This window comes from Streptomyces racemochromogenes (genome assembly GCF_039535215.1).
Lineage (GTDB): Bacteria > Actinomycetota > Actinomycetes > Streptomycetales > Streptomycetaceae > Streptomyces > Streptomyces racemochromogenes.
In genome coordinates this window covers 3,415,925-3,436,698 of sequence record NZ_BAAAWT010000001.1, presented here as the reverse complement: position 1 = coordinate 3,436,698, position 20,774 = coordinate 3,415,925, and the positions used below count along the sequence as shown (strand labels likewise).

General features: G+C 71.9%; 17 protein-coding genes. 7 read left to right on the top strand and 10 right to left on the bottom strand.

The features are described 5' to 3' along the window. Window positions 1-6 precede the first annotated feature (6 nt). Window positions 7-888 carry a Cof-type HAD-IIB family hydrolase gene (locus ABD973_RS15815; RefSeq protein WP_206436539.1) on the bottom strand — a complete coding sequence of 294 codons (882 nt, stop codon included), beginning with the start codon at window positions 886-888 and terminating at the stop codon, window positions 7-9. Window positions 889-1,072: 184 nt separating this feature from the next. Between ABD973_RS15815 and ABD973_RS15810 the strand changes: the two genes are divergently transcribed. Further along, complete coding sequence (locus ABD973_RS15810; protein WP_345500449.1) at window positions 1,073-1,975, top strand: LLM class flavin-dependent oxidoreductase; 903 nt, start codon at window positions 1,073-1,075, stop codon at window positions 1,973-1,975. A gap of 108 nt (window positions 1,976-2,083) precedes the next feature. On the opposite strand, the gene ABD973_RS15805 is transcribed toward ABD973_RS15810, so the two are convergent. The 3 genes from ABD973_RS15805 to ABD973_RS15795 form a co-directional block, all read right to left on the bottom strand. After that, complete coding sequence (locus tag ABD973_RS15805; protein ID WP_345500447.1) at window positions 2,084-5,089, bottom strand: tetratricopeptide repeat protein; 3,006 nt, start codon at window positions 5,087-5,089, stop codon at window positions 2,084-2,086. Continuing rightward, window positions 5,086-7,011, bottom strand: coding sequence for an HSP90 family protein (locus tag ABD973_RS15800; RefSeq protein ID WP_345500445.1), 1,926 nt, complete (start codon window positions 7,009-7,011; stop codon window positions 5,086-5,088). Before ABD973_RS15800 ends, ABD973_RS15805 begins: the two co-directional genes overlap by 4 nt. A 152-nt stretch (window positions 7,012-7,163) precedes the next feature. Further along, complete coding sequence (locus tag ABD973_RS15795; RefSeq protein ID WP_125821759.1) at window positions 7,164-7,703, bottom strand: RNA 2'-phosphotransferase; 540 nt, start codon at window positions 7,701-7,703, stop codon at window positions 7,164-7,166. A 133-nt stretch (window positions 7,704-7,836) separates the two neighbouring features. Between ABD973_RS15795 and ABD973_RS15790 the strand changes: the two genes are divergently transcribed. Then, window positions 7,837-8,622, top strand: coding sequence for an aquaporin (locus ABD973_RS15790; protein ID WP_125594079.1), 786 nt, complete (start codon window positions 7,837-7,839; stop codon window positions 8,620-8,622). A gap of 115 nt (window positions 8,623-8,737) precedes the next feature. Here ABD973_RS15790 and ABD973_RS15785 read toward each other — a convergent pair whose 3' ends face one another. From ABD973_RS15785 to ABD973_RS15770, 3 genes are all read right to left on the bottom strand, one after another. Next, window positions 8,738-9,652: a MerR family transcriptional regulator gene (locus tag ABD973_RS15785; protein WP_125821760.1), complete on the bottom strand. Its 915-nt coding sequence runs from the start codon at window positions 9,650-9,652 to the stop codon at window positions 8,738-8,740. Between the two features lie 171 nt (window positions 9,653-9,823). Then, the gene (locus ABD973_RS15775; RefSeq protein WP_125594114.1) at window positions 9,824-11,596 is read right to left on the bottom strand and encodes an SDR family oxidoreductase; all 1,773 of its coding nucleotides are present in this window, start codon (window positions 11,594-11,596) and stop codon (window positions 9,824-9,826) included. A 5-nt stretch (window positions 11,597-11,601) separates the two neighbouring features. Beyond that, window positions 11,602-12,471 (bottom strand): M24 family metallopeptidase, encoded by an 870-nt coding sequence (locus ABD973_RS15770; RefSeq protein WP_125821761.1) that lies wholly within the window; start codon window positions 12,469-12,471, stop codon window positions 11,602-11,604. 212 nt (window positions 12,472-12,683) lie between these two features. Here ABD973_RS15770 and ABD973_RS15765 point away from each other — a divergent pair, with 212 nt between their 5' ends. From ABD973_RS15765 to ABD973_RS15745, 5 genes are all read left to right on the top strand, one after another. Beyond that, window positions 12,684-13,673, top strand: coding sequence for an ABC transporter ATP-binding protein (locus ABD973_RS15765; protein ID WP_125594076.1), 990 nt, complete (start codon window positions 12,684-12,686; stop codon window positions 13,671-13,673). Next, window positions 13,663-14,550, top strand: a complete 888-nt coding sequence (locus tag ABD973_RS15760) for an ABC transporter permease subunit (RefSeq protein ID WP_125594075.1) — start codon at window positions 13,663-13,665, stop codon at window positions 14,548-14,550. Before ABD973_RS15765 ends, ABD973_RS15760 begins: the two co-directional genes overlap by 11 nt. After that, the gene (locus ABD973_RS15755) at window positions 14,547-15,458 is read left to right on the top strand and encodes an ABC transporter ATP-binding protein (RefSeq protein WP_125594074.1); all 912 of its coding nucleotides are present in this window, start codon (window positions 14,547-14,549) and stop codon (window positions 15,456-15,458) included. The genes ABD973_RS15760 and ABD973_RS15755 overlap by 4 nt, the downstream gene beginning before the upstream one ends. Window positions 15,459-15,472: 14 nt before the next feature. Further along, window positions 15,473-16,192 (top strand): ABC transporter permease, encoded by a 720-nt coding sequence (locus ABD973_RS15750; RefSeq protein ID WP_125594073.1) that lies wholly within the window; start codon window positions 15,473-15,475, stop codon window positions 16,190-16,192. 83 nt (window positions 16,193-16,275) lie between these two features. After that, a complete protein-coding gene (locus ABD973_RS15745) occupies window positions 16,276-16,941 on the top strand; it encodes a rhomboid-like protein (RefSeq protein ID WP_345500439.1) in 666 nt (221 codons plus the stop codon). Between the two features lie 207 nt (window positions 16,942-17,148). Here the strand turns inward: ABD973_RS15745 and ABD973_RS15740 are convergent, their stop codons facing one another. The 3 genes from ABD973_RS15740 to pheA form a co-directional block, all read right to left on the bottom strand. Beyond that, window positions 17,149-17,961 (bottom strand): HAD family hydrolase, encoded by an 813-nt coding sequence (locus ABD973_RS15740; RefSeq protein WP_125594071.1) that lies wholly within the window; start codon window positions 17,959-17,961, stop codon window positions 17,149-17,151. Beyond that, window positions 17,958-19,235 (bottom strand): serine--tRNA ligase, encoded by a 1,278-nt coding sequence (serS, locus tag ABD973_RS15735; protein WP_125821763.1) that lies wholly within the window; start codon window positions 19,233-19,235, stop codon window positions 17,958-17,960. The genes ABD973_RS15740 and serS overlap by 4 nt, the downstream gene beginning before the upstream one ends. A gap of 561 nt (window positions 19,236-19,796) precedes the next feature. Further along, window positions 19,797-20,732 (bottom strand): prephenate dehydratase, encoded by a 936-nt coding sequence (pheA, locus tag ABD973_RS15730; RefSeq protein ID WP_125594069.1) that lies wholly within the window; start codon window positions 20,730-20,732, stop codon window positions 19,797-19,799. Window positions 20,733-20,774: the final 42 nt, after the last annotated feature.

Genomic DNA, 20,774 nt, shown 5'->3' with positions numbered 1-20,774 from the left:
GACCCCTTAGCCGCGTGCGGTGCGCTCGGCCAGGATCCGTTCGATCACCACGGCGACCCCGTCCTCGTTGTTGGCCACCGTACGGCCGGAGGCGGCCGCGATCACGTCCGGGTGGGCGTTGCCCATCGCGTACGAGGTGCCGGCCCAGCGGAGCATCTCCACGTCGTTCGGCATGTCCCCGAAGGCGACGACCTCCGCGGGCGAGATCCCGCGTTCGGCACAGCACAGCTCCAGGGTGCTGGCCTTGGACACCCCGAGCCCGCTGATCTCCAGCAGTGCGGTCGGGCTGGAGCGGGTGATGGAGGCGTAGGCGCCGGCGGCGGACCGGGCCAGGGCGAGGAAGTCGTCCGGGGCCATCTCGGGATGGTGCGCGAGCAGCTTCAGCACCGGAGCCGCATGGTCGTCGTGCTCCTCGTGGAGCAGCTTCTCGGCCGTGGCGACCGTGGCCCCCGGGTCCTGGAAGAACGGCGGGTAGGCCGGTTCGTAGTTGATGCCGGTGGTCATCTCGACCGCGAAGGAGGTGCCGGGGGCTGCCGTGCGCAGGGCGTTGACGACGGTGAGGGCCGTGGCCCGGGGCAGCGCCCTGACCTCTACGAACTCCCGTCCTGCGTGGAGGTCGACGACGGCGGCGCCGTTCGCGCAGATCGCCAGGCCGTGGCCGTGGACGTGGTCGCTGACCACGTCCATCCAGCGGGCCGGACGGCCGGTGACGAAGAAGACCTCGATCCCGGCCTCCTCGGCAGCGGCGAGCGCGGCGACCGTACGGAGCGAGACGGACTTGTCGTCGCGCAGCAGGGTGCCGTCGAGATCGGTGGCGATGAGCCGGGGGGCAGGGGTCGGCCCGTCGGGGCGCTGAGAAGCCGAGGTCACCGCTCCATCTTCGCCCATGGGCCCCGGCTGCCGGACCGTGATCGTCCAGACATTTTCCCCGCTCCGGCCGCGGGGCAGCCCCGCCGAAGGCTTCGCGCCGACGCATGTTTCACGTGAAACATGCGCCAGACCGGACGAGCCGGGCCCTGAGGGACGCGGTGTGGTTGGTGTACGAGACACGGACCGCCGTACGCTCGACGGCATGACTTTGCGCCTGAGCACCGTGATCCTGCCGGTACGTCCGTGGCACGAGGGGGGCCGCGACCAGTGGGAGCGGGCCGAGCGCCTCGGGTTCCACACCGCCTACACCTACGACCACCTGAGCTGGCGGAGTTTCCGCGACCAGACCTGGTACGGCGCGGTGCCCACCCTGACCGCCGCGGCGGCCGTCACCGAGCGGATCCGCCTGGGGACCCTGGTCACCTCGCCGAACTTCCGGCACCCGGTGACCCTGGCCAAGGAGCTGATGTCCCTGGACGACATCTCGGGCGGTCGCATCACCCTCGGCATCGGCGCGGGCGGCAACGGCTTCGACGCGACCGCGCTGGGGCAGGACGAGTGGAGCCCGCGCGAGCGGGCGGACCGCTTCGCGGAGTTCGTGCCGCTGCTCGACCGGCTGCTCACCGAGCCGGCGGTCACCCACCACGGCACGTTCTACTCCGCCGACGAGGCGCGCAACATCCCCGGTTGCGTCCAGCGTCCCCGCCTGCCGTTCGCCGTCGCGGCGACCGGCCCTCGCGGTGTGAAGCTCGCGGCGCGCCACGGCCAGGCCTGGGTGACCGCGGGCGACCCGAAGCACGCCGAGGGCACGCCCGAGGAATCGCTGGCGGCCCTGCGCGTCCAGCACGAGCGCCTGGAGAAGGCCCTGGCGGAGATCGGCCGGGATTCCGACTCCATCGAGAAGGTGCTGCTGACCGGCTTCACCCCCGAGCGCGGCGCCATCCTGGAGTCCGTGGACGCGTTCGTGGACTTCGCGGGCCGCCACCGCGAGCTGGGCTTCACCGAGCTGGTCATCCACGCGCCGATCCCGGACTCCGACTTCGCCGCCGACGAGGCGGTCTTCGAGCGGATCGCCACCGAGGCGCTCGCCCAGCTGGAGGGCTGAACCTCTCCCGACGGCTCCGGCAGGGTCCCGTCGCACGACGGAACCCGGCCGGAGCCGACAGGGCCCGGCCGGGCGCTCAGGAGCTCAGCCGGTCACACGCTCAGAACCTCAGGCCGTCAGGTTCGTGATGATCCGTCGCGCCTGAGGGACCACCCACTCGGGAGCCGTGCCCTCGGGGAGTGACTCGACCTCCTCCAGCAGCGCCGACACCCTGGCCGCGCCCGCATCCGGGCGGCCCAGCTCGTGATCGGTCCACGCCGCGTTGTTCACGCACTGGAAGCGGTCCTGGAGGTGTTCCGGCCCCAGCCCCGCGTACAGCTCGGCCGCGCGCTCCCACAGCCGGATCTCCTCCAGCCTCAGGTCCTCGACGGCGGCGGCGCTCAGGACGACCCCGTCCTGGGACTGGCCGGCCCCCTCCGGGGCCCGGGAGCTCACCAGCCGGTCCAGCACCTGGGCCAGCTGGTGCCAGGTCTGTGCCAGTTCGGAGAGCAGCTCCGGGTCCTCGGCGTCACCGGCCTTCAGGGCCGCATCCAGGACGCCGGCAGCCTCGTCCATCAGGACCCGGGCCGCTGCCACGGTCTCCTCGGTGACCTCCTCGCGCATCCCCAGCCAGGCCAGCGAACGAAGGATCCTGACCTCGGAGACCACCGCGTCACCGGTCAGCCGGCGCAGCTCCAGAGCGCGCCGGTAGGCGGCGACCGCCTCATCGGCGTGGCCGGCGTCGGAGAGGCAGTCGGCGGCCGCCTGCGCGAAGCCCGCCTGCGGCCGGGGGTCCTCCCAGTCCTTGACCAGGTCGGCGGCGAGCAGGAACTGCTCCGCGGCGCCCCGGGACTCGCGCAGGTCGCGCAGCAGGTTCCCCAGGAAGTCCCGCGCCGACACGGCCTGCCCCTCGCCGTGCTCCAGCAGGTCCGGCAGCGCCGACTGCAGCACCTCCGCGGCGTCGGCGGTGCGGCCGTCCCGGGCGTAGGCCTGGGCCAGCATCAGCCGGGCCTGGGCCCCGCCGTCGGCGGCCAGCCCCGCCTGGTCGAACCAGTGCGCCGCCGCGAGGGCGTGCTCGGCGGCCTCCGCCACCGCGCCCCGCCCGCGGAGCAGGACGTCCGCGAGGGTGAGGCGTACGAGGCCCTGCTCCTCGGGGTCGGTCACCTCGGCGGAGTGCTCCAGACCGGACCGTGCGGCCGCCTCGGCCTCCTCGGGCCGTCCCAGCGAGAGCAGCACCCCGGCCCGCAGGACGAGGGGGTCCGCCGCCTGCCACGGCCGGCCCGCCTGGACCGCGCGGTCGGCGGCGGAGGCCAGCAGCTCCAGGGCCGGTTCGGTGTCGCCCTGGGAGAGGGCCAGCCGGCCCAGCAGCTCCTCGGCCTCGGACGCCAGGTCCGGGAGGGCCTGCCCGTAGGAGGAGACGAAGGAGGAGAGCTCGGCCACCAGCAGCCCGTGGTCGTGCTCGTGCTCGTGGTCATGGCCGTGACCGTGCTCGTTCTCGTCGGCGTGGTCCCGCGCGGCCTCCGCCGAGCGCAGGTACGGCTCCAGCCGCAGCGCGGACAGCTCCGCGACGGCGATCCGGCGGGCCCGCAGCGGCTCCGCCGCGTCCAGTGCCTCGGCGGCGCGCAGCCCCGCCGCCAGCAGCGCGCGGACCTCCTCCGGCGCGGCCCCGGCCTGCGCGGCCGCGCTCGCCAGCCGCAGCTCGGCCAGGGCGGCGCGCTCGGCCCGCCCCAGCGCCCGGTAGCCGTCGCGGACGGCGGTCAGCAGCTCCGCCGCGTCCGGGGCGCCGGCCCGCGCGGCCGTCAGGGCCCGGTGGTCGGCGACCTCGGCGAGCAGCAGCGGGTGCACCTCCGGTTCCGGCAGCGCGGAGACCCGTACCGCGACCTCCGCCCAGAGCCGGTCCGCGGCCGGGTGGCCCGTCTCGCGGGCGTCGCGGGCCTGCTCCACGAGCACGCTGAACTCGGCGGCGCCGACGGGTACGGGCGCGGGTGCCGCCGCCGGGGCCGTCCCGGCCGGCTGCGGCAGCGCGGCGCTGCGCACGCCGAGCGGCAGCGTGTCGGCCAGCGGGGCCCGCAAGAGCCGCTCCGTCAGCCGCTCGGAGACCCGGGTGGTGCCGTTGCGCACGTCGAACCGCCGGGCGATGTCCAGGACCTCGGCGCGCAGGACGCCGTGCAGCTCCTCGACGGTGTGCGCGGAGCCCTCGTACGGCACCGTCGGGTCGCCGCCGTGGCCGAGCTCGATCAGCCGGCGGAGCAGGACCAGGACCCCGGCGAAGAAGTCCAGCTGCGTCTTGACGTCCACGAGCGGCCGCAGGTGCGCCCCGTGCTCGGCGAGGATCTCCACCCCGCGCGCCTCGTTGCCGGTGAGTGCGCAGAACTCGATGTGCTGGCCGATCGCCCGCAGCAGGCTCTCCTTGCCCCGGGCCATCCGGTAGCCGCGCAGGTGGTGGGAGCGGGCCTCGTCGGTGCGGCCGAGGCGCAGCAGGGGGAGCAGCGACCGGGCGAGCACCCGGTGCGGTTCCTCCATGCAGGTCTGCTCGCCGGTCAGCACGGGCTCCCAGACCTCGATGGCCTTGGCGTCCTCGCCCTTGGTCGCCCAGAAGACGCCCTGGGAGTTGGTCTCGCAGGCGTGGCAGTCGCTCATCTCGTCGCGGTCGGCCGCGCGCCACTGCGCCATGGCTCGCTCGGCGCGCTCGTCGTCTCCGACGGCGTCGGCGAGGAAGTACTCGGACTGGCGTACCGCCCGCTCGCTGTAGCCGGCGATCCGGTAGCGCTTCTCCATGTCGTCGAGGTAACCGGTGACGGAGGAGATCGGCACGTCGGGGGAGCTGATGATCTGGCCCGACACCCACTTGAAGCGCCAGAAGAGGGAGTGGGCGTCACCCGGGCCGAACGCCGACGGGTCGCGGTCGTACTCCTGGAGCAGGCGGGCGAAGGGGACCACCATGCGGCTTCGCTCGGCGCTGTACTCGTAGGAGTCGATCTGGTTGATCAGGGCCGCCCGGTACACGCCGGTGTCACCGCAGACCTCGGCGGCGGCGGTCAGCGCCTCGGCCTGGGCGTTGCGCGCGGCGCCGTGGGGCAGGTCCCGGTTCTCGTGCAGGGCGCGCCGGATCTCGTCGGGGGTCAGGGTGCTCACTTCTCGTCCTCCTCGGAGGTGGCGGTCGGGGTGTCCGAGCTGTTGACGGGATGGGTCGCCCATTCCAGGAGCCCGAGGAAGGCCCGGTTGAGCAGGGCAGAATCGGCAGGGCGCAGCGGCCGCTGGGACATCAGCAGCGCCTGGCCGTACAGCGATTCGACGGCGGTGCCGGCGAGCGTCGGGTCGGGGAGGCCCGCGATCCGCCGGATCAGCGGGTTGTTGTGGTTGAGGACGAGGCGGGCGCGCGGGCCGGAGCCGCGCAGGGAGCCGAGGATGCCGCTCCACAGGGAGTCGGCGGATTCGAGTGCGGCGGTCCGGTCCCGCTCCTGGCGGGCCTGGCGGTCGTCGAGGTAGAGCGCGGGGACGGCCACGGGCTGGAAGGCGCGCAGCACCACGTCGCAGCTCTGGGGCTCCAGCCGGGTGCGGGCGGTGGAGAGGAACGCGGCGAGGGAGAGTTCGACGGCGGTGGGGACCGGGTCGAGGCGGTCGGTGACGGCTCCCGCGTCCAGCTCGGTGACCTTCAGGTCGGGGCGTACGGAGGGCAGCAGGGCCAGCAGGTCGGCGTCGTAGGTGTAGCCGGCGTTGACGACGCCGAGGCCGTGGGCCGCCGCGATCGGGGCGATCTGCCGGAACTCCTCGACGGTGCGCGTGAAGTGGATCTCGGCGTGGGCCGCCGTGAACTCCTCCAGGTTCATCGATCCGTCGCTGGTTTCGAACGGCAGCCACGGCAGCATCAGGCCGAGCAGTTCCGCGTCGTGCCGGGCGAGGGACTTCACGCCGAGGTGGTGGACGCTCAGGAACGCGGCCAGACGGTCCGGTTCGCTCGCCGCGAGCTCCGCCAGCCAGGACCGGATGCGGGCGCCGAGGGCTTCGCGTACGGCGGCGAGCGTCTCGTCGTCGTACAGGTTCTCGCGGGAGGCGGTGGGCCGCAGGGTGTCGGTGTCGAGCACGGCGCGGACGAAGAAGGCCCAGTCCGGCAGCAGGTTGTCGGCCTGGTCGGTGAGCAGCATGCCCTTGAGGTGGACGCGGTGGCCGGCCCGGTGGGCGGGGCTGGTGGGTTCGGGAAGTACGTACGCGACTCCGCGCACCCCGGCCACCGGCAGGTCGAGGTCGATGCTGTCGAGCGGGGTGAAGCCGAAGAGCTGCGCGCAGTGTCCGGCGAGCGCGACGCGCCGGGCGGCCGGGGTGGGGTGGGGCCGGTCCCATACGGCGGGCCGGTCGGTGACGGGCCGGGGAGGGCCGCCGAGGCCGTCGTCGAAGGTGATCGGGTAGGGGAGCAGGGAGCCGTAGTCGCGGGCGAGGCGCTCGACGCGGGCGGGCTCGGTCCACTCCTCGGCGCCGGGGCGGGCTTCGAGGTGGACGGTGGTGCCGGGCTCGGGACGGGCGTCGTGGGGCAGTTCGCGCACGGTGTACGAGCCGTCGTCCGTGGCCAGCCACTCGACGGGTGCGGCCTGGGGGTCGCGGGCGGACCGGGTGACGACCCTGATCTGCCGGGCGACGACGAAGCAGGCGAGCAGCCCGATGCCGAACTGGCCGAGGAACTGCTGACGGGTGTTCTCCAGGCCCTGGAGTTCGGCGGCGGAGGCGCCTTCGCCGCGGCGCTTGGAGCTGCGCCCGATGGTGGCGAGGAGGGAGTGGGCCTCGGCGGCCGTCAGGCCGATGCCGGAGTCCTCGATGGTGATGCGGCCGGCGGTCGCGTACAGGCGGATGCGCACCTCCGCGCCGGGTTCGTGCGCGTGACGGGCGGTCACGGCGTCCACGGCGTTCTGGAGGAGTTCGCGCACGTAGACGCGGGGGCTGGAATAGAGGTGGTGGGAGAGCAGGTCGACCAGGCCGCGCAGATCGACCTGGAAGTTGTTGACCGCGCCGTCGGCCGCGGATTCGACGGGGAATTCGGACGGGGACGGGGACACGGATGTCATCAGGCATCAGCTCGCTTGCTCGCGTGGTCGGTCGGCATCGCGAGGTACCCCCCTCACTGATCCCGGAACGAGGAACAGAGTAGGTGGACGATCCGACAATCACTCCGTGAATTCCGTCCCGGCCGGCGTTCCCGGCCGGGGCCTTCCGACGGTCACCGGAAGCGGAGGAATTGCGGCGGTACGGCGTCCGCCAGCCACACCCCGTTGGCGCTGACCCGGAACACGTGCCCGGCCGCGCGCATCGCCGCCGCGTCCACGGCGAGGACCACCGGCCGGCCCCGGCGCGCGCCGACCCGGGTCGCCGTCTCGCGGTCCGGCGACAGGTGTACGTGGTGGCGGGCCATGGGGCGCAGGCCCTCGATGCGGATCGCGTCGAGGGCCGCGGCCACGGTGCCGTGGTAGAGGTACGCGGGCGGTTCGGCCTCCGGAAGGCCCAGGTCCACGGCGACGGTGTGGCCCTGGCTGGCCCGGATGCGGGTGCCGTCGACGGCGAACCGCTGTTTGTCGTTGGCGGCGACCACGTGGTCGAGTTCGGCCCTGCTGAACGGGAATCCATGGTCCGCGGCGGCCCGCAGGAGATCGTCGATCTCCACCCAGCCCTGGGGGTCGAGCACCAGTCCGATCCGTTCCGGCTGGTGCCGGAGGTGTTTCGAGACGTATTTGGACACCTTCACGGTGCGTCGGTCATCCATGTGCCCAGCTTGACGGCTCGCGGGGGGCCGCGGCAGCGATTTTCCGCCCCTCGGACGGACGCGACACCCCTCTATCGTTTTTCCAAGATACGGAATACATTTTCCGCATCACGACTTATCAGAGGGAGAAACTATGACAAATAAGGCTTCACTGCTTCGGCGTGTGGCTGCCGAGCTCATCGGCACCGCAGGCCTGCTCGTGGTGGTGATCGGCTCGGGCATCCAGGCCGCGAACCTCAGCCGCGACACCGGTGTCGCCCTCGTCGCCAATTCGCTCGCCTCCGCGATCGGCCTCGGCCTGATCATCACCCTGTTCGGCCCTCTCTCCGGGGCCCACCTCAACCCGGTCGTCACCCTCACCGCCTGGTGGGCCCGGCGCACCGGCGGCGAGGGACTCGACGCGCGCGAGGCCTTCGCGTACGCCGCCGCCCAGACCACCGGCGCCATCGGCGGCGCCGTACTGGCGGAGACGATGTTCGGCCGCACCCCGGGAACCTTCTCCACCCAGGTTCGCGACGGGGGCCACCTGCTGATCGGCGAGATCGTCGCCACCGCCGGACTGGTCCTGGTCATCCAGGGCCTCGGCCGTATCGGCCGGCCCAGGCTGGTCCCGGCCGCGGTGGCCGCGTACATCGCCGCCGCGATCTGGTTCACCTCGTCGGGGTCCTTCGCCAACCCCGCCGGCACCATCGGGCGGGCCTTCAGCGACTCCTTCACCGGCATCGCACCGCAGTCACTGCCCGGGTTCGTCGCGGCGCAACTGCTCGGCGGCGTCCTCGGACTCGCCCTGGCCGTCCTCCTCTACGGCCGCGAGCGCCGTGCCGACGGCACGACCGCACCGCGCTCCGGACAGCAGGGGACCGAGGCGGCGGTGGCCGATATCCCCCGCACCGGCTCGACGTTCGAAGCCATCGTCTAGCCGGTAACCCGTGTTGCCCACAGGCGGACGGGAGTTGTCCACAGCCGTTTCGGAGGGTTTCGGCGACATCTGAGCGATTCGCCCCGGGGACCCCCTGTGGACTACCGATCGAGCATTACCGGCCGCGCCGGCTCGCCAGATCGTTCATCGTCCGGGCCTGGAGCTCCCGCTCCGTCGCGGCCCGGACGAACTCCGCCACGTGCTCCGGCCCCACCAGCTCCTGCACCGCCCGTACCGTCCCGGCGGGCAGGGCCACCGGGGCGGGGCCCGCCGGCTGCGCCGCACCGGGCGCGCCCAGATGCCGCTGGAGGTGCCGGGTCGCGAACAGCCGCATCGCCCGGGCCAGCTCGGCGTCCACCGTCTGCTGGGCCAGCGGGCGCAGCCTGCGCACCATCGTCGCCGCCTCGGCCGCGTCCGAATCGGTCGGCGGCACCTGCCCGAGGTAGCGGGCGAAGACGTGCTCGGTGGTGAACTCCAGGAAGCGCGAGGCGATGTGCTCCACCTGCCCGCGCAGCTCGCGCAGGTGCCCCGTGATCGCCCCCAGGGGAACCCCCGCCGCGTACAGCTCGGCCGCGACGGCCAGCTCCTGCGGCGAGGGCACGAGGAACTCGTCCGGGCGGCCGGGGATCCGTTCCAGCACCCCCAGCTCACAGGCCTCGTCCACCGCGTCGTCGTCGGGCAGGCCGCCGAACCGCGCGTTGAGGTCCTCCCGGCTGATCCGGTCGGCCTCCTCGTCGGTCCAGGGCCCGTGCACCTCGGCCACCAGACCGAGTACGCCGCCCAGTCCGCGCCCCGCGTCCCAGGCCTCCAACAGCTCCTTGATGGAGGCCAGGGTGTAGCCGCGGTCCAGGAGGTCCGCGATCTGGCGCAGGCGCGCCAGGTGCGTCTCCCGGTAGACGTTGGACCGGCCCCGCCGCTCCGGCTTCGGCAGCAGGCCGCGGTCCTGGTACGCGCGGATCGTGCGCACCGTCGCCCCGCTGTGGTGGGCCAGATCCTCGATCCTGTACTCGGCTACCGCCTGATCGGACAATCCCGGCTCCCTACGACATGGCGGCTCGGCCGACCGCGCCCGCCGCGGTCCGGGCGGCAGGAGACGCCGCCAGGTACTCGACCGCCTCGAGCAGCGAGCCCTCCTGCGAGGGATGGTACGACCGCGGGCAGGAGCCGGGTATGGCCGTGCCGCGCACACCGTCGCACGGCATCACAGCCGGGGCTCCAGCCGCGCGATCCGTCGCAGGGCGTTCGGCGCGTAGCGGGACATCCACAGGGCGGCCTTGGACTCGGGCGTCACCGGGACCACCGCCCGGTTCTTCACCACGGCCAGCAGGATCGCGTCCGCCACCTTCTCCGGGGGGAAGTTGCGCAGCCCGTACAACCGCGAGGAGCGCTCCTGGCGGCGCTTCTCCTCGGCCGCGTCCACCCCGGCGAACCGCGAGGTGGCCGTGATGTTGGTGTTGACGATGCCCGGGCAGATCGCCGAGACCCCGATCGACTTGGACGCCAGCTCCGCGCGCAGGCACTCGCTCAGCATCAGCACCGCTGCCTTCGAGGTGCTGTACGCGGGCAGCGTCCGGGAGGGCAGGTAGGCGGCCGCGGAGGCGGTGTTGACGATGTGGCCGCCCTGCCCGCGCTCGGCCATCTGCCTCCCGAAGACCCGGCAGCCGTGGACGACTCCCCACAGGTTGACGTCCAGGACCTTCTTCCAGTCCTCGGATCCGGTCTCCAGGAAGGACCCCGACAGGCCGATCCCGGCGTTGTTGACCAGTACGTCGACGATCCCGTACTCGGCGGCGACCTTCGCCGCGAGCTTCTCCATCGCCGGCTCGTCACTGACGTCGACGCACTCGCCCCAGGCCTCCGGGGCGCCGACGAGCCGCGCCATCTCGGCCGTGCGCGCCGCGCCCTCGCCGTCCCGGTCCACCGCCACGACCCGCGCCCCCGCCTCGGCGAACGCGAAGGCCGTGGCCCGCCCGATCCCGCTGGCGGCGCCGGTGACCAGCACCAGCTGGCCCCCGAACCGGTCCGCGTACTTGCCCGGGGCGCGCTGCTCCGGCGCCCGCGCGGCAGGCTCCTCACGGGCCGTGACGAAGTCGGCGATCCACGCCGCCACCTGGTCCGGCCGGGTCCTGGGGATCCAGTGCTTCGCGGGCAGGGTCCGCCGCACCAGTCCCGGCGCCCAGCGCTCCACGTCGTCGTAGAGCCGCTCGGACAGGAAGACGTCCCCGGTCGGGACGATCAGCTGTACCGGCACGTGCGCGTACGCGTCGGGACGGGGCCGACTCAGCCGGGCCCGCACGTTGTCCCGGTAGAGCCAGGCGCCGTGCGCGGCGTCGGAGGGCAGTGAGGCCGTCGGGTACCCGCCGACCGGGATCCCCTCGCTGCGCTCCATGAGCTTGGGCCAGCGCTTGCCGAGCGGGCCGCGCCAGGCCAGCTCCGGCAGCACGGGAGTGTGCAGCATCCCCACGTACCAGGACCGGACGCCCTGGCCCAGCAACTGGGCGGCCCGGCGCGGGGAGGGCCGCCTCATCCGCTGCTTGATCCAGTGCCCGAAGTGGTCGAGGGACGGCCCCGACATGGAGGTGAAGGAGGCGATCCGCCCCTCGGTGCGGGCCACCGTCGCGAACTCCCAGCCCTGCACGGAGCCCCAGTCGTGGCCCACCAGGTGCACCGGACGGTCCGGGCTGACCGCGTCCGCCACGGCCAGGAAGTCGTCGGTCAGCTTCTCCAGGGTGAAGCCCCCGCGCAGCGGCACCGGAGCCGAGGAGCGCCCGTGGCCGCGTACGTCGTAGAGGACCACGTGGAACCGGTCCGCGAGCCGCTGGGCGACCTCCGACCAAACCTCCTTGCTGTCCGGGTACCCGTGCACCAGCAGTACGGTCGGCCGGCCCGTCTCGCCGAGCTCGACGACGCACAGCTCGATCCCGCCGGTGCTCACCCGGCGTTCGCGCGCGCCCTGCAGACCCGTGCCGCTCATCCCGCTCATGCCGCCTTCTCCTCAGCCCAGCGCCGCACGTGCGGCAGGTCGTCGTCCAGCCAGAACGCGCTCTCCTCGGGGTCCCGGGAGTCGGTGACGACCAGGATCTCCTCGAACTTCGCGCCGGTGCCCCGGAAGCCCAGGTGCGGCTCCACCGCCCACAGACCGGGCTGCGGCGGATGGTCGGAGAAGTGGTACGGACTCCACAGCGGAGACCAGCCCTCCCGGTGCCCGTGCAGGGCGTCGGAGGCCAGCCCCTTGAGGGACTGGGTGCCGAAGCCGAACGCGGTCGGGGACCAGCGGCGCTCCTTGACCCGGTCTATCTTGTGCGCGATGACGCCGAAGGGGTAGGCCCGGTGCCGGTTGGCGTACCCCTGGCGGGTCATCAGCCGCTCGACGTTCTCGTAGATCTCCCGCAGCGGCCGGCGCTCGCGCACCTGCTCCAGGATCAGCTCGCGGTGCGGCCGGAGGTCCGACATCAGCCGGTCCTGCACCGGGTTGAGCCCGAGGCTGCCGGAGTAGCCGATGTCGGCCGCGTAGCCCCGGTACACCGGCGCCATGTCGAGGATGAACGGCATCCCCGGCTCCAGCCGCCGCGAGGTCGGGAAGAACTGGAGGGGGATCTTGAAGTTCGCGAAGGCGGTACGGTCCCCGAACCACGCGAAGGGCAGGTGGAACCAGTCCCGCACCCCGCGCTCGCGCAGCCAGTCGCGCTGCATCCGCGCCGCCTCGCGTTCGGTCACTCCCGGGCGCAGCTGCGCCGCCACGGTCTCCGCGCACTCGTACGCGAGCCGCTGGACCTCCCTGAACCCGCGCAGCCCGGCGGAAAGCTGCCCGGAGTCGTGCGCGGTGCGCTGCTTGGTGTCCCCAGTCATGCCGGCCGTCCGTCCCTGTCGCCCAACGCTCCCGAAACCTGCCACTGATGAATGTGACAATGGCCGGAGATCACGTCAAGGCCCCTGCACAGACCTGTGGACAAACTTCGGCGGCATCAGCCTCCCGTCAGGGTCCGTAGTCCTCAAGGCGGATACACGATCCCGCTCCAGGTCTGACGATCGGCCGCCCCCTCGGCACTAACGTCGAAGCCGTGACTGTCATCGCGACCGAAAGCCTGAGCAAGCGGTACCCCCGAGTGACCGCCCTCGACCGGCTCTCCCTGGACATCGGGCCCGGCGTGACCGGCCTCGTGGGCGCCAACGGAGCCGGCAAGTCCACGCTGATCAAGATCCTGCTCGGACTGTCCCCCGCCACCGAGGGGCGTGCCGCCGTGCTCGGACTGGACGTCGCCACGCATGGCAGCGCCATCCGCGAACGGGTCGGCTACATGCCCGAACACGACGCCCTGCCACCCGACGTCTCGGCCACCGAGTTCGTCGTCCACATGGCGCGGATGTCCGGCCTCCCGCCGACCGCCGCCCGCGAGCGCACCGCCGACACCCTGCGCCACGTCGGCCTGTACGAGGAGCGCTACCGCCCCATCGGCGGCTACTCCACCGGCATGAAGCAGCGGGTCAAGCTCGCCCAGGCGCTGGTCCACGATCCGCAGCTGGTCCTCCTCGACGAGCCGACCAACGGCCTCGACCCGGTCGGCCGCGACGAGATGCTCGGCCTGATCCGCCGCGTCCACACCGACTTCGGCATCTCGGTCCTGGTCACCTCCCACCTCCTCGGAGAGCTGGAGCGGACCTGCGACCACGTGGTCGTCGTCGACGGCGGCAAGCTGCTGCGCTCCAGCTCCACCAGCGACTTCACCCAGACCACGACCACCCTCGCGGTCGAGGTCACCGACTCCGACGCATACCCGGACGGCACCGCCGCCCTGCGCAAGGCGCTCACCGGTGCGGGCATCACCCTGCACGAGGGCGAGGAGCAGGGCCTGCCCGGCGCCGGCCACATCCTCCTCGTCGAGGCCACCGGCGAGGAGACCTACGACACCGTCCGCGACACCGTCGCCGGCCTCGGCCTCGGCCTGGTCCGCATGGAGCAGCGCCGCCACCACATCGCCGAGGTCTTCCGCGACAGCGACCGGCCCTCGTCGACCGCCCACCCGAAGGGAGCCGGCCCCGATGGCGCCTGAGACCTCGACCCAGATCCACAACATCGGCTACCGGTCCTACGACGGCCCCCGGCTCGGCCGCGGCTACGCCCGCACCTCGCTGTTCTCGCAGTCGCTGCGGGGTGCGTACGGGCTCGGCCGCTCCGCCAAGTCCAAGGTGCTGCCGATGATCCTCTTCGCGGTGATGTGCGTCCCCGCGCTGATCATCGTCGCGGTGGCCATCGCCGTCCCCGGCTCCAGCGACCTGCCGATCAAGTACACGACGTACGCCCTCACCACTCAGGTGATCATCGGCCTCTACCTCGCTTCGCAGGCGCCCCAGTCGGTCTCGCGCGACCTGCGCTTCAAGACCGTGCCGCTGTACTTCTCGCGGCCCATCGAGCGGGTCGACTACGTCCTGGCCAAGTACGCCGCCATGGCCTCGGCCCTCTTCATCCTCACCGCCACGCCGCTGCTGATCATGTGGATCGGCTCGCTGCTGGCCAAGTTCGACTTCGGTCACCAGACCAAGGGATTCGGGCAGGGACTGGTGTCGGTACTGCTGCTTTCGCTCCTCTTCGCAGGCCTCGGCCTCGTCATGGCCGCCCTCACCCCGCGCCGCGGCTTCGGCGTGGCGGCCGTCATCGCCCTGCTGCTCATCCCCTACGGAGCCGTCTCCACCATCCAGGCCGTCGCCTACTCCACCGGGAACACCGGGGCCATCGAGTGGATGGGCCTGTTCTCCCCGATCTCGCTGATCGACGGGGTGCAGACCGCCTTCCTCGGCGCCACCTCCGCCTTCCCGGGCGGCGAGGGCCCCTCCGCCGGCACCGGAGTGGTGTATCTGCTCGTCGTACTCGGCCTCATCGCCGGCTCCTACGCCGCCCTGATGGCCCGCTACCGGAAGGCCGGGCTGTGACCATCATCGACATCGACCACACCTCCCGCTGGTTCGGGAACGTCGTCGCCGTCAACGACGTGACCATGCGCATCGGTCCCGGCGTCACCGGACTCCTCGGCCCCAACGGCGCCGGCAAGTCCACCCTCATCAACATGATGGGCGGCTTCCTCGCCCCCTCCACGGGCACCGTCACCCTCGACGGCACGCCGATCTGGCGCAACGAGCAGGTCTACAAGCAGATCGGCGTCGTGCCCGAGCGCGAGGCCATGTACGACTTCCTCACCGGCCGGGAGTTCGTCGTGGCCAACGCCGAGCTCCACGGGCTCGACGACGCGGCGGCCCAGCGGGCGCTCGCCACGGTCGAGATGGAGTACGCCCAGGACCGCAAGATCGCCACGTACTCCAAGGGCATGCGCCAGCGCGTGAAGATGGCCTCCGCCCTGGTCCACGAGCCGTCCGTGCTCCTCCTCGACGAGCCGTTCAACGGCATGGACCCGCGCCAGCGCATGCAGCTCATGGACCTGCTGCGGCGGATGGGCGACGAGGGCCGCACCGTCCTGTTCTCCTCCCACATCCTGGAGGAGGTCGAACAGCTCGCCTCCCACATCGAGGTGGTCGTCGCCGGCCGGCACGCGGCGTCCGGCGACTTCCGCAAGATCCGCCGCCTGATGACGGACCGCCCGCACCGTTACCTGGTCCGCTCCTCCGACGACCGGGCCCTCGCCGCGGCCCTGATCGCCGACCCTTCCACGGCAGGCATCGAGGTCGACCTCCAGGAAGGCGCGCTGCGCATCCAGGCCGTCGACTTCGGGCGTTTCACGGAGCTGCTGCCGCGCGTCGCCCGCGACCACGGCATCCGGCTGCTGACGGTCTCCCCCTCCGACGAGTCCCTCGAGTCGGTCTTCTCCTACCTCGTCGCGGCCTGAAGGAGCTGGCACCCATGTACAACCCCACCGTCGCCCGGCTCACCTACCGGGCCCTGCTCGGCAGGCGCCGCGCGCTGATCCTCTTCGCGCTCCCCGCCCTGCTGATCGTCATCGCCCTCGCCGTCCGCTTCTTCACCGGCGTGGACGACAAGGTGGCGGCCGACCTCCTCGGCGGCTTCGCCCTCGCGACGATGGTCCCGCTGATCGGCGTCATCGCCGGCACCGGCGCCATCGGACCCGAGATCGACGACGGCTCGATCGTCTACCTGCTCTCCAAGCCCGTGAAGCGTCCGACGATCATCATGACCAAGCTGATCGTCGCGATCGCGGTCACGATGGCCTTCTCCGCGATCCCCACCCTGATCGCGGGCTTCATCCTCAACGGCAACGGCCAGCAGATCGCCGTCGCCTACACCGTGGCCGCCCTCGTCGCCTCGATCGCCTACAGCGCCCTGTTCCTGCTGCTGGGCACGGTCAGCCGGCACGCGGTCGTCTTCGGGCTGGTCTACGCCCTCATCTGGGAGTCCCTCTTCGGCAGCCTGGTCTCCGGAGCCAAGACGCTCAGCGTCCAGCAGTGGGCCCTGGCCCTGGCCGAGAAGGTCGCCGGCCAGGGGTACGTCGACGCCAGCGTCGGCCTGCCCACCGCCGTGGCCCTGCTCATCGCGGTCACCGTCGGCGCCACCGTGTACGCGGGCCAGAAGCTGCGCCGCCTCACCCTCGCCGGCGAGGAGTAGGACCCCGGCGCCGGCATCCGCGACCTTGCCCCGCCCGGCCCATCGGCCAGGCGGGGCACAGCTTTGCGGGGCATCATCGGTGCATGATCCAGCATCCCGAGCCTGAGCCGTCCAGGCCCTTGCGGTCCTGGATACGCTCCTCGCCCGGCACGCACATATGGCTGCTGATCGTCGCCGTCACCAGCCTCGTCGTCGCGATCTCCCCGGACCGGCTCGACCACGTGCTGCTCCACCGCAACAGCAGCAACATCCACCAGCTGGTCAAGTACCCCGTCCGGGCCTTGCTCAGCAGCGCCTTCTGGATCGAGAACCCCGCCTCGCTCGCCCTGTACGCCGTGCTCTTCGAGTTCTTCCACGCCCCCGTGGAGCGTTGGCTCGGCACCCTGCGCTGGCTCCTGATCGTCGCGACCGCGCATGTCGGCGCCACCCTCCTGAGCCAGAAGGTGCTCCTGATGGCCATCCAGGACAACCGTGCGCCGCACAGCATGACCCACGTCGTCGACATCGGCGTCAGTTACGGGCTGGCGGCCTCCATCGGAGTACTGACCTACCGGCTCCCGAACCCCTGGAGATGGTTCTACCTCCTCGGCGCGGTCGCCTTCTTCGGGCTGCCGCTGCTCACCGGCGGCACCTTCACCGACCTCGGCCACGCCGTCTCGCTCGCCGTCGGACTCCTCGCCTGGCCGCTCACCCTCCATCCGCACGGACACGGGCCGACGGCTGATGTTTCACGTGAAACACGCGTCTGACCCTCTTGTCACGCGGGTCGGCAGCAGCCCGGGGCTCCGCGGCTGACCGGCGGAAATTCGCTGGTACCGCCCGTGCGGCCGGGGCACAGTGAGTGGTGCGGGGAGTAACAAAAGGTCCGGGACGGCCACTTCGAGCGCGCCTCACGGCGCGGGCCGTCCCGGACCTCTCGTACGTCCGGTCCCGGGACGCCGACGCGTCCCGGTGCGCTACATGGCGCCGAGCAGGCGCTCCAGGACCACCGCGATGCCGTCCTCCTGGTTGGAGGTCGTCACCTCGTCGGCCACCGCCTTCAGCTCCGCGTGGGCGTTGGCCATGGCGACGCCGTGCGCGGCCCAGCCGAACATGGGGATGTCGTTGGGCATGTCGCCGAAGGCGATCGTCTCCGCGGCCTTGACCTTCAGCCTGCGCGCGGCGAGTGAGAGGCCGGTGGCCTTGCTCAGACCCAGCGGGAGGATCTCCACTATCCCCGGGCCCGCCATGACGATGTCGACCAGGTTGCCGACGAGCTGCCGGGCGACCTTGACGAGCTCGTCCTCGCCCATCCCCGGGTGCTGGATGTAGAGCTTGTTCAGCGGGGCGGTCCAGACCTGGGCGGTGTCCTCCAGGTAGAGCGCCGGCAGGCCCTCCTGCACCTGGTAGCCCGGGCCGAAGAGGACCTCGCCGTCCACCCCGTCACGGCTGGCGGCGAGCGCCAGCGGACCCACCTCGGCCTCGAGCTTCGACAGGGCCAGGCCGGCGAGCTGCCGGTCCAGCGTCACCGAGGTCAGCAGCCGGTGCGCTCCCGCGTCGTAGAGCTGGGCGCCCTGCCCGCACACCGCGATCCCCCGGTAGCCGAGGTCGTCCAGCACGTGCCGGGTCCAGGGCACGGCACGGCCGGTGACGACGATGTGCGCCGCGCCCGCCGCGGTGGCCGCGGCGAGGGCTTCACGGGTGCGCTCCGAGACGGTGTCGTCGTCACGCAGCAGCGTGCCGTCGAGGTCCGTCGCGACGAGCTTGTACGGGAACGGAGCGGGGCTCACTTGGCGATCGGCTCCAGGACCTCGCGGCCGCCCAGGTAGGGGCGGAGCACCGGGGGGACCCGCACGGAGCCGTCGGCCTGCTGGTGGTTCTCCAGGATCGCGACGATGGTGCGCGGGACGGCGCACAGGGTGCCGTTCAGCGTGGAGAGCGGAGCGGTCTTCTTGCCGTCGCGGTAGCGGATCGCCAGGCGGCGGGCCTGGAAGCCGTCACAGTTCGAGGCCGAGGTCAGCTCGCGGTACTTGCCCTGGGTCGGGATCCAGGCCTCGCAGTCGAACTTGCGGGAGGCGGAGGCGCCCAGGTCGCCGGTCGCGACGTCGATGACCTGGAACGGCAGCTCCAGGCTGGTCAGCCACTGCTTCTCCCATTCCAGGAGCCGCTTGTGCTCGGCCTCGGCGTCCTCCGGCGCGACGTACGAGAACATCTCGACCTTGTCGAACTGGTGGACGCGGAAGATGCCGCGGGTGTCCTTGCCATACGTGCCGGCCTCGCGGCGGAAGCACGGGGAGAAGCCGGCGTACCGCAGGGGCAGCTTCTCGGCGTCGATGATCTCGTCCATGTGGTACGCGGCGAGCGGGACCTCGGAGGTGCCGACCAGGTAGTAGTCGTCCTTCTCCAGGTGGTAGACGTTCTCCGCGGCCTGGCCGAGGAAGCCGGTGCCCTCCATGGCGCGCGGGCGGACCAGCGCGGGGGTCAGCATCGGGATGAAGCCGGCCTCGGTGGCCTGCGCGATCGCCGCGTTGACCAGGGCGAGCTCCAGCAGGGCGCCGACACCGGTGAGGTAGTAGAACCGCGAGCCGGACACCTTCGCGCCGCGCTCCACGTCGATGGCGCCCAGCGACTCGCCGAGCTCCAGGTGGTCCTTGGGCGCGAAGCCCTCGGCGCCGAAGTCGCGGATCGTGCCGTGCGTCTCCAGGACGGTGAAGTCCTCCTCGCCGCCGACGGGCACGTCCTCGTGGACGATGTTGCCGAGCTTGAGCAGGAGCTGCTTGGCAGCCTCGTCCGCCTCGTTCTGCTCGGCCTCGGCCGCCTTGACGTCCTGCTTGAGCTGCTCGGCCTTGGTCAGCAGCTCGGCCCGTTCCTCCGGGGAGGCCTTGGGGATGAGCTTGCCGAGCGACTTCTGCTCGTTGCGCAGTTCGTCGAAGCGCATGCCGGAAGACCTGCGGCGCTCGTCAGCGGAGAGCAGCGCGTCGACGAGCTCGACGTCCTCTCCACGGGCGCGCTGCGAGGCGCGGACACGGTCAGGGTCTTCACGGAGCAGCCGAAGGTCAATCACCCCTCCAGGCTACCGGGCTGGGCTTCCCGGGCTGACACCGATATCACGCTGCGTGTCGCTATGTCCCAATTCGTGCGAATGGAATTGGCTGGGGCCGGGCTTGTCCCCGGCCCGCCGGACGACTGGATCCAGCCGCTGGGGACCAGGTCGATAAAATCCGCCCCTTTCTCCGAAAAGGGGCACAACGTCGATCGGCGTGCGGGGTCTGAGCAGGGCCGGAGGGCCGGAGGGGGTCGACCCTTGTCCACAGGAATTCCCCGAGAGCCCCTCTTATCCACAGGCTGTGCGCCGGATCTGTGGACATCGAATTAGATCAATGGGCATCCGCGACCGGCCCTGGCCGATCAGGGTTCAAACCGCCCCCACACACTCATTCGGGTGGGAATGGCTCGCTCCAAAGAGTTGATCGGCGATACGGGGGTGACGTCGTTCACCTCTCGCTCCCCAGCGCGAAACCTGAGCCCCCCGACCGATATGTCGACCTTGCCGTGCCGCTCTGTCGACTTGTCCCCAGGTCGCCACACGGTCCTGTGGATAACTCTGTGGACAGTGGACGGAGGACTACGCCCGGCCGTCGAGGCAGCGCGCCAGCCAGTCGGAGGCCTCGGTGAAGTCGCCGTCGGAGGTTCCCGGCCGCGCGGCCCGCACCTCACTGAGCGCGACACCGGCACGCGGATAGGAACCGAGGAAGCGTACCTGGGGACAGGTCCGCTTCAGACCCATCAGCGCCTCGCTGACCCGGCGGTCGGAGATGTGTCCCTCCGCGTCGACGGCGAAGCAGTAGTTGCCGATGCCCTCGCCGGTCGGGCGGGACTGGATCAGCATCAGGTTCACCCCGCGGACGGCGAACTCCTGGAGCAGCTCCAGCAGCGCACCGGGGTGGTCGTCGCCGAGCCACAGCACGACGGAGGTCTTGTCGGCGCCGGTGGGCGCGGCCGGCCGGGCGGGCCGTCCGACGAGCACGAATCGGGTCTCGGCGTTCTGGGCGTCGTGGATCTCGGTGACCAGCGCCTCCAGCCCGTACGTGGCGGCGGCGAACTCGCCCGCGAAGGCGGCGTCGAAGCGGCCCTCCTGCACCAGCCGGGCACCGTCGGCGTTGGAGGCCGCCGACTCCCACACCGCGTCGGGCAGGTGCGTCCGCAGCCAGTTGCGCACTTGCGGCTGGGCGACCGGATGGCCGGTGACCGTCTTGATGTCCGACAGCTTGGTGCCGGGCCGCACCAGCAGCGCGAACGCGATGGGCAGCAGTACCTCGCGGTAGATCATCAGCGGCTCGCCGGACGCCAGCTCGTCGAGCGTGGCGGTGACCCCGCCCTCCACCGAGTTCTCGATCGGAACCAGCGCCGCCGCGGCCTCGCCGTTGCGCACGGCGTCCAGGGCGGCCGGGACCGACACCATCGGGACGAGCTCCCGGGTGGCTGCTTCCGGCAGAGTGCGCAGGGCGGCTTCGGTGAAAGTGCCCTCGGGACCGAGATACGTGAAGCGGGTGGCCGACATGCGGTCAGCCTAATGCCGGGCCACCCGCCGAGGCGGTGCTGT

Coding starts and splice junctions, on each gene's coding strand:
- ABD973_RS15815 (WP_206436539.1), bottom strand. CDS start 888: ATGGGCGAAGATGGAGCGGTGACCTCGGCTTCTCAGCGCCCCGACGGG.
- ABD973_RS15810 (WP_345500449.1), top strand. CDS start 1,073: ATGACTTTGCGCCTGAGCACCGTGATCCTGCCGGTACGTCCGTGGCAC.
- ABD973_RS15800 (WP_345500445.1), bottom strand. CDS start 7,011: ATGACATCCGTGTCCCCGTCCCCGTCCGAATTCCCCGTCGAATCCGCG.
- ABD973_RS15795 (WP_125821759.1), bottom strand. CDS start 7,703: ATGGATGACCGACGCACCGTGAAGGTGTCCAAATACGTCTCGAAACAC.
- ABD973_RS15790 (WP_125594079.1), top strand. CDS start 7,837: ATGACAAATAAGGCTTCACTGCTTCGGCGTGTGGCTGCCGAGCTCATC.
- ABD973_RS15775 (WP_125594114.1), bottom strand. CDS start 11,596: ATGAGCGGCACGGGTCTGCAGGGCGCGCGCGAACGCCGGGTGAGCACC.
- ABD973_RS15770 (WP_125821761.1), bottom strand. CDS start 12,471: ATGACTGGGGACACCAAGCAGCGCACCGCGCACGACTCCGGGCAGCTT.
- ABD973_RS15760 (WP_125594075.1), top strand. CDS start 13,663: ATGGCGCCTGAGACCTCGACCCAGATCCACAACATCGGCTACCGGTCC.
- ABD973_RS15750 (WP_125594073.1), top strand. CDS start 15,473: ATGTACAACCCCACCGTCGCCCGGCTCACCTACCGGGCCCTGCTCGGC.
- ABD973_RS15745 (WP_345500439.1), top strand. CDS start 16,276: ATGATCCAGCATCCCGAGCCTGAGCCGTCCAGGCCCTTGCGGTCCTGG.
- pheA (WP_125594069.1), bottom strand. CDS start 20,732: ATGTCGGCCACCCGCTTCACGTATCTCGGTCCCGAGGGCACTTTCACC.